Consider the following 11,915-nt stretch of genomic DNA (forward strand, 5'->3'; position numbering starts at 1 on the left):
GTTTTCCCGCAATAAGATGCGTTAATATGTGGTTATCGCTTTGATAAAGCAGCTTGGGTCGTAAAGCTAAGACTTGATCAAGTCAAGAAAAACGCCTCGAAAAAGGGGCAAAAGTACAATTTTACCCGATCTGAGAGGCTTGTTTGCCACAATCGGGCATCGTAACCTAAATTGGGGTCAGTCCCCAAATAGATAGTGAAACAGGGAGAAAAACAGTGTTGATGGATGCGTCACGGGCCAGTCTGGTGATTATCGATGTTCAGGAAAAACTTTATCCTGCCTGCGAGGAGCCGGAACAGACGGTTGAGGCATGCTGTTTTCTTGTCAAATGTGCCAACCGTTTGGATGTTCCGGTGATTGTGACAGAACAATATCCAAAAGGTCTTGGTCATACGGCACCGGCGATCCTTGATCTGGTGATGAAGTCATCCAGTACCGTCGATGGTGGAAATGTTGTTTCGAAAGTCAGTTTTTCAAGCGTGCCTGCCGATGGTTTCATGGAAAAGATCGAAGAAACACCGGGGCGCGATCAGATCGTTATTGCCGGGATGGAAACCCATGTTTGTGTTTTGCAGACCGTGATGGAACTGATTGATCGCGGGCGCGAGGTTTATGTGGTTTCCGATGCGGTGACATCACGCAGCACGGCCGATAAAATCTTTGGTCTGGAACGTATGCGCGATGCCGGGGCAAAAATCGTAACGCGTGAAAGCGTGATGTTTGAATGGCTGCGTGTTGCCGGGACCCCGGAATTCAAGGAATTGAGCGCGCTGATCAAATGATGACAGGCCGGACCCGAAACATCGATGGGCAGTTGGTGGCGGTTGCTGAGCCGGGGCTTATACCATCGTCGGGACCGATGCCGACATTGGAACAGGCGCCGGTATCGGTGGTTTTCCTGTCCGGCATGCTGGCTGATCATCGGATGTGGCAACCGGTGATTGACCTTTTGGGGCCGTGTTCTGGGCAATCGGATGCTTCATCTGGCAAGTCGGGCGTTATGGCGGGTATCATGCCGGTTATCCCCGATTTAAGCCGTCAGGACGATGTGGGGGCGATGGCGCGTGCGGTTTTGGATCAGGCACCGGAACGCTTTGTTCTGGTGGGCATGTCGATGGGTGGTTATGTGGCGCTTGAAATCCTGCGCATGGCGCATGAACGTGTTTCGCATTTGATGTTGGTCAACACCCGGGCAACGGCCGATGACCCGGCGACGCGACGCAGACGATTGTTGCTGGCACGGATTGCCGGGCGACATCAGCCGTTTCAGGGGGTGAATGAGGCGATGTTAGATGACATGCTGCATCCCGATCATCGTCATGATGATGATCTGATCGGTCTTTTGTCTGATATGGCCGAAGATTTGGGGCAGGATGTTTTTACACGTCAGATATCAGCCGTTGCCCATCGTCCTGACAGCATGGACATGTTGCGCGGCCTTGAAATGCCGTGTTGCGTGATGGCGGGCGCGGGTGACCGGGTGATTTCGCCCGCATCCCACCGCGAAATGGCGTCGGCCATTATCGGGGCAAAAATGATCGAGGTTGCCGGTGCGGGACATTATGTGCCGCTGGAGCAGCCTGGTATTTTCGCAAAGGCGTTAATTGATCTGATTGATCAGGGACGGGCGGGGGCGGCGGATCTTGCCAGATTATCGGTCGACTGAGCCGTTTCAATATTGTCGCTATTATCGGTGCCGTTCATATATCGGGCAATAATTTGTTCAAGCGCACCGCTGTCGCGTTTGGTGGCCAGATAGCGGTTAAAGTGGCGCATCAGGCGGGCGTTCTTTGGATTTGCCGGCAGGGCCAATTGATTGACCGCATTCATTATCGGTTCGGGATGAATTTCAAGGGCGGCAAATTCTTCGTCTTCAAGCTTTGCAATCTGTTGCAGCGATGTTTTCAGGGCGTTGCCGCGATAGATCAGGACCACATCAATGCGTTCGGCCAGAAGAAGCGCAATCGATTGGCGGGTTGAACTGAAATAGGTGACATCAAAACGTCTGCCATCACGGGCATGCGCCAGCGGGCCATGGATTGGTAATCCGCGCAACAAGCCGACCTGAAGACCATCAAGATCCGATGGTTTGGTAATGGCAATCTTGCGTTGTTTCAGGGTGATGGCAATCAGGCTGGTGTCGCTGATGCCGTCAGAAAGAATGAAGGGATCGGTCGGGGTGAAATTATTGATACCGACAAACCCCGCCAGACCATTGCCGGTATTTTCCAGGGCGCGTTTCAGTGGAAGCTGGCGAAAGGTCATCTGGATATTCTGCCGATTACCGAAGTCGCGCAAAACGTCATAGAGAACACCGGCCGGATGGTCGTTGATCTGATAGCTTTGCGGGAAGGCATCCTGATCGGCGAGTACAGTCAGGCGGGTGCTGATTGCATTGATGCCAGCCAGTTCAGCACCAATGCCAACCGTGGCCCCAACCCCGGTTTCATTGGCATAGACTATGTTGTTGCCGGTACCGGTACCACAAATGGTGATGATCACCGTTATGGCGATTGCTATACTTGCCGTGATGCACGCAAACCGGCGCAATGTCGGGTTAACGAATACCCTGTCAGTCATCGTGGCGCCGCCATGCAATTATAATTCTTTGCATTTCTGCGAAGTCCCACAACACGCGCCATTTCTGGCAACGGTTTTTCCCCATTCTAGTGATCTTCCCCGATCTTGACTGGCGTTTGTTTCCACGCCCTTTGCCTATTCTTTTGAATAGTTGAAGCAGGTTGGCCGGAATAAACGTGCAAGGCAAGTGGGTTCGTTGTCAACCTATACCGATTGCTATTTCGGGTTTAAGGTTCGTCGGCAATAAAATGGCCGCTATTCTGGCTGAATTGGCGTTGAAAAATCCGTAAAAACCCGCAAATCTGGTGTTTTTTGGTCAATGGGTGTGATGCGCCAGTTTGCCATTATGGGTGGCAAACTGGCCGTCATCCGAGGGGGGGGCCGCAAACCGCCGAGCCTAGCAGCCGGGGGCAAACCTGTTGCAGTTGCGGTCGCCCCGGTCGCGGATCTGGCGGGGGAACAGCATGAAGTTGACGCTGTCGGCGTTATTGACAAGTTCCTGTTCGAAATTGTTTTTGACAATATGCGCCCGGACTTCGGAAATGATGTCTTTGCCCGCACAAAAGGCAAAGCGAACAGTTACTCGCGCGTCTTTTTCTGTTGTCCCAGCCGTTTCAATGGTTTCAGCCGTTTCAGGCGACGTGCACATTTTCTGGCGCGAGGTCGCCAATGTTGGATTAACAACGGCAACAACGCGATAGCCATCACGTAAGGTTTGATCGGATGATGGGGTATCATCCGCGGTCAGAAATGTGATGCGCGGCGGATAGCCATGATTGGACAATGCCTGTGCCCAGACGGCATCGGGCAGGGTGGATGCGCGATCATGGATTTCAATGCGCATGGCCTGACTTGGTGCGCCATAGGTCTTGAAGGACTGAACGTCAGTGACCTGATAATACGGTGCTTCGAGTATGGACATGCCGCTGCAGCCTGATAGTGCCGCAAGACCCGACAGGATGGTCAGATGTGTTGTCCATCTTGTCCAATTTTTCCAGCCCTTCAAATCCTGTGACATCAGAAAACCCGGATGGGAAAGGCGGCCAAAAATGCCGGAAGAACGGGGTTTCATCGGGGGCTCCTGCTGTTGGGCTGTGCGCGGGGAAGTTGCGACAATTTGATACAGTTGTGGCATATCCTTGCGAAACTTTGCGGTTAGAGTATGCGCCGGGATCAGTTGTTTCGTAACCACGAATGAGGTCACAATTATGTCAGGCGCATCTGAAACACAAATTTCGCGTTGGCCGCACTGGTCCGTCCCGGCTTTTCACTGGATTATGGCGGTACTGATGGTTGCTGCGTTTACCATTGGCCAGATTATGGAAGACACGCCGCGTGATCAACGCCTTGAAATTATGGGCTATCACGCGCTGGTGGGGATTTCGGTTCTGGTGCTGTTTTTCCCGCGTATCTGGGCTGTGGCTCGGTTATCTCGCCCGCATGAAACCGATGATCCGCGCATCATCCGCATTCTGGCGCGTGTCGCCCATGGGATTTTGTATCTGGTGATGGTTGGTCTTCCGATTACGGGGCTGATTGCGATGACAACGATTGGTCGCAATTTTCCGGTGGCGGGATTGTTCGAATTACCCAATTTTGGCCGTATCGAATGGCTGCATGAGGCAGCAGAAGACGTGCATGAGTTCTTTGTGCCCATTCTGGTCAGCCTTGTGGTGCTGCATGTTGTCGCCGCCCTTTGGCATCATATTATGCGTCATGATGACGTTCTGGCGCGCTATGTGCCGTGGTTGCGCAATCGGTCATCCTGAAAACGAAAAATGGCGGTGCATCAAACCGGCGAAATCTGCCACGGTTGCGTGTTTTTCGGAGAGGCCAGGGTGATGTTTTCGTTAAATCGATATTTTACAAAACAGCACCAAGCCGCCAGGGGGCGAATTCCAGATCACCCAGTCCGTTAAGTTCGCTTTTGCTTTTTTCGCCGGATGCAACATTCAAAAGCGTTTCGTAGATTTCCGCGCCAAGTTCGCGCATCGACACCTGGCCATCCAGAACCGTGCCGCAATTGATATCCATATCGTCGGTCATGGCGTTATAGAGAGCTGTTGTCGTTGAAAGCTTTACGGTTGGTGCCGGTTTGGAGCCAAAACAAGAACCCCGCCCTGTTGTGAAAGCAATCAGGTTGGCGCCCCCGGCGATTTGGCCGGTTGCCGATACCGGATCATATCCGGGGGTGTCCATGTAAATCAGACCGGCGCGGGATGGTTTTTGGGCATATTCAATGACCTCGGCAACCGGGGCCTGTCCGCCTTTGGCAACCGCACCCAGTGATTTTTCCAAAATCGTGGTTAATCCGCCTGCCTTGTTGCCGGGGCTTGGATTGTTATCCAGACTGGCACCATTCATGGCGGCATAATTACGCCACCATACAAGGCGTGTTTCCAAGGCATGGGCGTTTGCGGCATCCATCCGCGAGAGCAAAAGATGCTCGGCACCAAAAATTTCAGGTGTTTCCGACAGGATGCTGGTCCCGCCAGCGGCCACCAAAAGGTCACTGGCAATTCCCAGCGCAGGATTGGCCGAGATCGCCGAAAAACCATCCGATCCACCACATTGCATACCCAGTACCAATCCCGATACATCGACTGTTTGGCGTTGTAACTGTGCGGCGTTGGCAGCGAGCGTTTCACAGATGGCAAGCCCGGCCTGAATTGCGGCGTGGGTTCCGCCTGCAGACTGGATTGTCATGTAATGGGTTTTCGGGGCGTTGTCCTGATGGTAGGCGGAAATCTGATTAACTTCGCACCCAAGGCCGATGATCAGGCTTGCCGCGAAGTTCGGATGGTTTTGATACCCTGACAGTGTCCGTTTTAAGGTTTCATAGCCTTCGGTTCCGGCACCTGACATGCCGCAACCCTGTTCGTGAACGATGGCGACAAACCCATCAATTTCAGGATAACGGTCCGCCAGTGTCAGGTTGGCTTGTTTGGCAATCGCGGTGCAGACGGTCGCCGAGCAGTTTACCGTCGAGAGGATGGCTATAAAGTTTCGGGTTCCGACGGTTCCGTTTGCGCGTTTGAACCCCTTGAAATGACGCCGCGATGGCAGGGGCAGGGGGGTGGCATTGCTGTGTTCGCGATGGCGGGAAAGATCATCGCGAAAGATGCAGTTATGGACATGAACATGATCACCGGCGCGGATGTCTGATCCGGCGACACCAATAGATTGACCGAATTTGGTGATGAGGGCCCCCGCAGCAATATCGCAGATCGCAATTTTGTGGCCGACAGGGACCGGTTTTGCCGCACCGCTGCCCGCTGGGTCAAGTGTCAGAACGACTTCGATATTGTCGTTTGGGTGGAGGCGAAGCGTTGTCATGGCCGGTTGCCCTTTGCGATTGCCGACAGGATTGGTTTTGGCGTTCCGTCACCAATTTCATTTGCCCAATCGAGAAAGCCGCAGATACGTGATTGCACTTTGGCCTGATGTCCATTGGCGATGTCAGCGATTTGATGTTTGAGAAAAGGATTTTCAAACCGTTCATATGTGTTGATGAAGTAATCCGCCGCCTGATCGCCCATCTTGGCGGTGGTGAAGGCCGGAAGAACTTCATTTTCAATCATGTTGCGATAGGTGGGAACCTGCGCTTTCTCACAAATGAAGTCGCGAACTGTGGTGATTTTGGGCATGTTTTGTACCTCCCATACCTCGGCCATATAGGTGTGGCTTAGGTTCAGGATATAAAGTTTCAGGCGTTCATAGGTGCCAAGGTCATCCACCAGCCGAACCGCCGGATGGGTAAATGGCAGGTTGAGTTTTGCCGATTTTTCGATCGCCCAAAGACAATAAGGTTCGGTGACCGCCCCAATCGGGTTAAGCGGTTCGGAAACGATCCGGTCAACAAGCGAATTAACCCAGATATTGCCCGCAAGCCAATTGACGAAATCGGCGGTTTCGCTGCGTTCTTTGGCAAGGGTTAAAACGCGGTCTTTAAGATACGACCCGTTGGAAGGAAACAGTTCGAGCGGCATGATCGTGACCGGTGGGCGACCAGCCGTGAAACGCGCCTTTAGGACCAAAAGAAGTTTGGCAATATAGGACATGGCATTGTCAAAATGCGTGTCATGGTCGCGGGCTTGTGGGCGGTATCCGGCTTCGGAGACATTCGACAGGATAAAGCGACATTCCAGTGCTTCGGCGATCACATCATCCCATTGCAAGGCGCTAGACAGAGCGCGCCGGATTGACGTGACCCGAATTTCACGATCAATTGTTTTGCCGTCAAACCGCCCCTGAATGCGAACGGGAAACCCATCGTCTTTGGCAAGATGGGTGATGCGGTCCGATGTTTCACTGCTGCCACTTGATTGAACGACGCAAATCTGGCGTGAAAGATTGGCTTCGGACAGGATCAGATCGGCATGGGCTTGCAGGAAACGGCTGGTGCCGAATTGTAAAAACATGGGTTACCGTATTTCGATGATGGCTTTGATCACGCTGTCACGATCATTCGCCCATTTGGGAAGATCGATGACCGCGCCATCCAGCGTTGTCCGATGGGTTCCGATCCGGTCGGTATTGATCTTGCCGTCGCGGATGGCATCAATGACAAACCGGAAATCGTCGGCAAGCGCGTTGCGGCTTGAAAGAAGGGTGGTTTCACGTTTGTGAAATTCAGGATCGGCAAAGACCAATTCTTCTTTGACGACGCTGACCAGGGTGTATGTGCCGCCATGTGCCACGTATTTTAGACCGGCATTCATGGCGTGGATATTCCCCGTGGCGTCAAAGACGTGTTCGAAGCCGCTGGTTAAATCGGATGTATCGATGGTGCCGGTATTGAGGGTTTTAAAGCCGAAACCATCGCGAAGGATGGCCAGCTTATCATCAGAGATATCAACAACCGTCACATCCCCGCCGTCGATCCGGGCAAATAATGCACAGGCCAAACCGATTGGGCCGCCCCCGACAATCAGGGTTTTTGCATCGGGAATGATGCGTGTGCGTGCAACAGCATGGCGTCCGATCGCAAGGAATTCGACCATGGCCGCCTGATCCGCAGTCAGGCCCTTGGCGCGGATCAGGTTTTCTGGCGGCATGGTAAAACGTTCGGCCATGGCGCCGTCACGATGGACGCCGATGACCTGAATGTTTTCGCAGCAATTGGGTTTTTGTGCGCGGCAGGCATGACAGGTGCCACAAGCAATATAGGGATTGGCCAGCACCAGTTCGCCGGGGCGAAAATCGGTGCCTGTGTAGTCGGCTGCGACGCAGCCGGAAACCTCGTGGCCCATGATGCGCGGATAGCTTAAATAGGGTTGTCGCCCGCCATAGATATGAAAATCGGTACCACAAATACCGACCCTGTGGACGTCGACCGGCACCCATCCGGCCGGCAATTCGGGTGCCGGGACTTCTGCGATATCAAGCGCATTTGGCGTGTTGCAAACAAGGGCCTTCATCGTTTTTCCTTTTAGTGGTCGCCATAGAGGAGGTCAGGCAGATACAGGGTGATCGCCGGAACATAGGTCAGCAGAATCAGTACAAGTATCAACGGGATCAAAAACGGCAGTGTGGCCGTGACACATTTTTCGAACGGGACGTCCGAAACTTTTGAAAGTACGAACAAAACCATGCCGACTGGTGGTGTCAGAAGCCCGATCATCAGATTGAGGATGACGATGATGCCCAGATGGATCGGATCAATGCCAAGTTGAACCGATACCGGCAACAGAACCGGGACAAGGATCGAGATGGCGGCAATGGTTTCCATAAACATGCCGACGACAAGAACCACCATCATGATCAGGAACAGGATAAGATATTTATTATCCGTCAGGCCCAACAGAAGTTCAGCAAAATGGGCCGCGGCCTGATTCGAGGTCAGGATCCAGGCAAAGACGGTTGCCGCCCCGACGATCATGATGACCGACGCGGTGGTTTCAATGGTTTCCATCGAAACACGCACAAAGCTTCGTAAATCGACAGTGCGATAGACAACCGTGCCAAGGAAAAGCGCATAGGCAGCCGCACATACGGCGGCCTCGGTCGGCGTGAAGGCACCCGATACAATCCCGCCCACGATAATCACGGGGGTCATCAAGGGCAGGAAAGCCGACACAAAGGTCCGCCAGACATTGGACAAGCGGAAGGCAACATCGCGCGGATAGTTTCGGCGCGACGAATACCACCACACCATAACCATCAACGAAACGGCCATCAGAAGGCCCGGTATGATGCCGGCAACGAAAAGTTTGCCAATGGAAACCGATGCCATTACCCCATAGATCACCAAGGGTAGCGAGGGCGGGATGATCGGACCGATTGTCGAGGAAGCGGCCGTAACGCCGACCGAAAAATCGTCGTCATATCCGGCTTCACGCATGGCGCGAATTTCAATCGCGCCCAGCCCCCCGGCATCGGCAACAGCGGCCCCGGACATCCCTGAAAAAATGACACTGGCGCCGACATTCACATGGCCCAAGCCGCCGTGGGTCCAGCCGACCAGCGAACGTGCGAAGCCAAAAATGCGGCTGGTAATCCCCGCGGCATTCATCAAGGCGCCCGCCAGAATGAAGAACGGAATTGCCAGCAGTGGAAAGCTGTTCATGCCGTTGATCATATTATGCATCAGGACAACCGGCGGCAGTCCGGCAAGCAGAACATATCCGACCGAGGAAAGCCCAAGTGCGAAAGCAATTGGAACCCGTAACAGCATCAAGACGAAAAGTGAGGCAAACAAAAGGGAAAGGGTCATTGTTTTTCCCCCTTGAACGATCGGAGTGCCTGATAGATTGCAATACAGGTCAAGGCCACCAATGCCACCATGATAACGGCATAGAGGTAGTATTTCGGGAAGGGGAGCGAGACCATTTTCTGATAGCTGGTTTTGCTGATCAGGACCCAAAGGGACCAAGTACAGAACCCGGCAAAGAACGCGCTTGCCAGCAAGGAGAAGCTTTCGAGAAAACGTGCGATCTGGTGCGATTTTGCCCCCAGAATTTCAAGGCGAATATGTGATTTTATGAGCTGGCATTTGACCGCGCCGACAAAGGCCAGGGCGACCAGAAGATAACGTGCCATTTCTTCGGTCCAGGCGACCGAATCATTTAGCACGTAGCGTGAAAAGAACTGCAAAAAGACAACAGCAAATAATATCAGGAAAATCGCCAGAACAGGCAGGTCATACCATTTGAAGGGGACCCGAGGTGGCGCGGATTTATCGCGTTCTTCCTGTTGGGCAATGATGTTTTCAATGCTCTCGGACAAGGGCATTTTTTCCTCCCAGAAGGGGCCGGACCCCGGAAAATGATCCGGACGTCCGGCCCTATTATGCTTTTTATTGTGGGATCAGGATCAGCCTTTGATTGCCTTAAGGCGTTCGTAGACCGAGGGTTCCCAGGGCATGTCGCTTCCGGTAAGGGCAGGGGCAACAGCATCGATAAATGGCCCACGATCAACGTCGTTGACAGTGACGCCTTGGTCACGGAACCATTCGACAAGATTGCCTTCAGATGTATAGATTTCTTCTGAGCACCAAGCGGCGGCGTCTTTCAGGGCCTGTTGCAGTTTCGGGGCATCATCGCCGAGTTTGTTCATGGTCTGTTGCGAGATGAGAAGACCCAGAGAATTCAGGATATGGCCGGTCAGATTGATATTGGACTGGACTTCATAGAATTTTTTGAATTGAATGGTCGGCAGCGGGTTTTCCTGGGCATCGACGACTTTTTGCTGCAAGGCAAGGTAGACCTCGGAAAAAGCCATCGGTGTTGGATTGGCGCCGGTTATTTTGGGGAACATCTGATAGGCTGGTGCATTCGGCGTGCGAATTTTAAGCCCCTTCATATCGGCCGGGGTCAGAATAGGTTTGTTCGCCGTGACATGACGGGCACCATAATAGGTCATTGCCGCAACGGTATTGCCGGTAACATCGGTATAATTCTGGGCCAATTCGCCAAACAGGTCAGAATTGACATAGGCTTTCCAATGGTCGTAACCGCGCATTGTAAACGGGTAATCTGAAATCGATATGGGCGGATAGCTTAGCGCCATGAAAGCCGGGCCGGTATAGATGATATCGACGGTGCCCAGAACCAGTGCTTCGTTCAGAGCGCTTTCATTGCCAAGTTGTGACGCGGGGAAAACCTGAATTTCATAAGCGCCGTTTGTCGCGGCTTTGAAGGCGTCGGCGGCGCGAAGGGCGGCTTGGTGGTATGGGGTGGCTGATTCGTAGACATGCCCGAATTTCAGAATTTCCTGTGCCGAGCTGATGGATGCAAACCCGGTTGCTGCGGCCAGTGTGACGGCCCCAAATTTCAAACATTTCGATAGTGTTTTAAAAGGTGTCATGAGTTTCCTCCCTGATGACGTGGAATTTTGTTTTTCTTGCTTTTGTTTGTCTTTAATCGATAAAAGTCTTTATGAGGGTGTGTCAACTGACCTTAAATCTAAAAAAGACATATTAAGGACAGGCAGCAGAACGCAATGGCGCGATCAGACAAACTTTATAAAAGATCCTATAATGCCTGCCTTGACCGGTTGGCGCTGGGCTGGGAGGTTTCCAGCATTTCAGGGTTGGCGCGTGACCTTGGGGTTAGTCGGAATACGGCACGCCGGATTGTTGTAACGCTTTGCGCCAATGGATTGCTTGTTGAGCAGGGCGGTGGTTTTAAGGCGCTGCGCAATGCGATCGGGACAGACTATTTTTCTGACGATGTGGTGCTCTCGACAGAGGATTTTCTGGAAAGCGCGTTTATGGAATTGATCCTCAGAGAAGATATTAGACCGGGGGCGCGCATCCGCGAGGCGGTGATCGCACGTCAGTTGGATGTATCAACATCTTCGGTGCGCGAATTCCTGATCAAGCTGAGCCGGTTCGGATTTATCCGCAAGGAACCCGGTAAAAGTTGGGTGTTTGACGGTTTCAATCGCGCCTATGCCGACGAGCTTCACGAGGTGCGTCTTTTGTTCGAAATGCGGGCAATTGAGAAACTGATCGTCCTGCCCGAGGAAGATCGTTTTTGGCCTTCGATTTCAAGGATGCTGACAGAGCATCGTGAATTTCTTAAACATTACGAAGAGCGTTATCTGGAATTTCCAAAGCTTGATACGCGGTTTCATCGCTTGCTTAATCAGGCGTCGCGTAATCGGTTTATGGATAGTTTTCAGGACGTGATCGCGTTGATTTTTCATTACCACTATCGCTGGAACAAGGTTGATGAAAAAGAACGCAATTGCACCGCCGCCAGGGAACATATCCGGATCATTGAAGCGATCATTTTGCGCAATACGCAAGAGGCCAAGAATGCGCTTGAGGCACATTTGAAAACGGCAGAAGTGACACTTAAAAAATCGGTCGAATGGTGATTTGGCAGCAA

12 protein-coding genes are annotated in these 11,915 nt (G+C 52.6%); 4 read left to right on the forward strand and 8 right to left on the reverse strand.

The window, feature by feature from the left end; all coding sequences use genetic code 11:
- Positions 1-221: 221 nt before the first annotated feature.
- Together TALK_RS08555 and TALK_RS08560 are read left to right on the forward strand one after the other, a co-directional pair.
- Positions 222-782, forward strand: a complete 561-nt coding sequence (locus TALK_RS08555) for an isochorismatase family protein (RefSeq protein ID WP_085617866.1) — start codon at positions 222-224, stop codon at positions 780-782.
- Complete coding sequence (locus tag TALK_RS08560) at positions 779-1,666, forward strand: alpha/beta fold hydrolase (protein ID WP_245829787.1); 888 nt, start codon at positions 779-781, stop codon at positions 1,664-1,666. Before TALK_RS08555 ends, TALK_RS08560 begins: the two co-directional genes overlap by 4 nt.
- On the opposite strand, the gene TALK_RS08565 is transcribed toward TALK_RS08560, so the two are convergent.
- Positions 1,618-2,580, reverse strand: a complete 963-nt coding sequence (locus TALK_RS08565; protein ID WP_139833768.1) for a substrate-binding periplasmic protein — start codon at positions 2,578-2,580, stop codon at positions 1,618-1,620. The genes TALK_RS08560 and TALK_RS08565 overlap by 49 nt on opposite strands.
- Before the next feature lie 397 nt (positions 2,581-2,977).
- The gene (locus tag TALK_RS08570) at positions 2,978-3,652 is read right to left on the reverse strand and encodes a hypothetical protein (RefSeq protein ID WP_085617870.1); all 675 of its coding nucleotides are present in this window, start codon (positions 3,650-3,652) and stop codon (positions 2,978-2,980) included.
- A gap of 136 nt (positions 3,653-3,788) precedes the next feature.
- Between TALK_RS08570 and TALK_RS08575 the strand changes: the two genes are divergently transcribed.
- Complete coding sequence (locus tag TALK_RS08575) at positions 3,789-4,349, forward strand: cytochrome b (protein WP_085617872.1); 561 nt, start codon at positions 3,789-3,791, stop codon at positions 4,347-4,349.
- 94 nt (positions 4,350-4,443) lie between these two features.
- On the opposite strand, the gene TALK_RS08580 is transcribed toward TALK_RS08575, so the two are convergent.
- The 6 genes from TALK_RS08580 to TALK_RS08605 form a co-directional block, all read right to left on the reverse strand.
- Positions 4,444-5,916 carry a UxaA family hydrolase gene (locus tag TALK_RS08580; protein WP_085617874.1) on the reverse strand — a complete coding sequence of 491 codons (1,473 nt, stop codon included), beginning with the start codon at positions 5,914-5,916 and terminating at the stop codon, positions 4,444-4,446.
- Complete coding sequence (locus TALK_RS08585; RefSeq protein WP_085617876.1) at positions 5,913-7,001, reverse strand: mannitol dehydrogenase family protein; 1,089 nt, start codon at positions 6,999-7,001, stop codon at positions 5,913-5,915. The genes TALK_RS08580 and TALK_RS08585 overlap by 4 nt, the downstream gene beginning before the upstream one ends.
- Positions 7,002-7,004: 3 nt before the next feature.
- Positions 7,005-8,000, reverse strand: coding sequence for a zinc-binding alcohol dehydrogenase family protein (locus TALK_RS08590; protein WP_085617878.1), 996 nt, complete (start codon positions 7,998-8,000; stop codon positions 7,005-7,007).
- Positions 8,001-8,011: 11 nt separating this feature from the next.
- Positions 8,012-9,295 (reverse strand): TRAP transporter large permease, encoded by a 1,284-nt coding sequence (locus tag TALK_RS08595; protein WP_085617880.1) that lies wholly within the window; start codon positions 9,293-9,295, stop codon positions 8,012-8,014.
- Positions 9,292-9,807 (reverse strand): TRAP transporter small permease, encoded by a 516-nt coding sequence (locus tag TALK_RS08600; protein WP_169714981.1) that lies wholly within the window; start codon positions 9,805-9,807, stop codon positions 9,292-9,294. The genes TALK_RS08595 and TALK_RS08600 overlap by 4 nt, the downstream gene beginning before the upstream one ends.
- Before the next feature lie 87 nt (positions 9,808-9,894).
- Positions 9,895-10,887, reverse strand: coding sequence for a sialic acid TRAP transporter substrate-binding protein SiaP (locus TALK_RS08605; RefSeq protein WP_085617884.1), 993 nt, complete (start codon positions 10,885-10,887; stop codon positions 9,895-9,897).
- A gap of 135 nt (positions 10,888-11,022) precedes the next feature.
- Here TALK_RS08605 and TALK_RS08610 point away from each other — a divergent pair, with 135 nt between their 5' ends.
- Complete coding sequence (locus TALK_RS08610; protein WP_085617886.1) at positions 11,023-11,904, forward strand: GntR family transcriptional regulator; 882 nt, start codon at positions 11,023-11,025, stop codon at positions 11,902-11,904.
- Positions 11,905-11,915: the final 11 nt, after the last annotated feature.

The organism is Thalassospira alkalitolerans, assembly GCF_002115745.1.
GTDB classification, from domain to species: Bacteria; Pseudomonadota; Alphaproteobacteria; order Rhodospirillales; family Thalassospiraceae; genus Thalassospira; species Thalassospira alkalitolerans.

Coding starts and splice junctions, on each gene's coding strand:
- TALK_RS08565 (WP_139833768.1), bottom strand. CDS start 2,580: ATGACTGACAGGGTATTCGTTAACCCGACATTGCGCCGGTTTGCGTGC.
- TALK_RS08560 (WP_245829787.1), top strand. CDS start 779: ATGATGACAGGCCGGACCCGAAACATCGATGGGCAGTTGGTGGCGGTT.
- TALK_RS08585 (WP_085617876.1), bottom strand. CDS start 7,001: ATGTTTTTACAATTCGGCACCAGCCGTTTCCTGCAAGCCCATGCCGAT.
- TALK_RS08580 (WP_085617874.1), bottom strand. CDS start 5,916: ATGACAACGCTTCGCCTCCACCCAAACGACAATATCGAAGTCGTTCTG.
- TALK_RS08605 (WP_085617884.1), bottom strand. CDS start 10,887: ATGACACCTTTTAAAACACTATCGAAATGTTTGAAATTTGGGGCCGTC.
- TALK_RS08595 (WP_085617880.1), bottom strand. CDS start 9,295: ATGACCCTTTCCCTTTTGTTTGCCTCACTTTTCGTCTTGATGCTGTTA.
- TALK_RS08575 (WP_085617872.1), top strand. CDS start 3,789: ATGTCAGGCGCATCTGAAACACAAATTTCGCGTTGGCCGCACTGGTCC.
- TALK_RS08570 (WP_085617870.1), bottom strand. CDS start 3,652: ATGAAACCCCGTTCTTCCGGCATTTTTGGCCGCCTTTCCCATCCGGGT.
- TALK_RS08555 (WP_085617866.1), top strand. CDS start 222: ATGGATGCGTCACGGGCCAGTCTGGTGATTATCGATGTTCAGGAAAAA.
- TALK_RS08590 (WP_085617878.1), bottom strand. CDS start 8,000: ATGAAGGCCCTTGTTTGCAACACGCCAAATGCGCTTGATATCGCAGAA.
- TALK_RS08610 (WP_085617886.1), top strand. CDS start 11,023: ATGGCGCGATCAGACAAACTTTATAAAAGATCCTATAATGCCTGCCTT.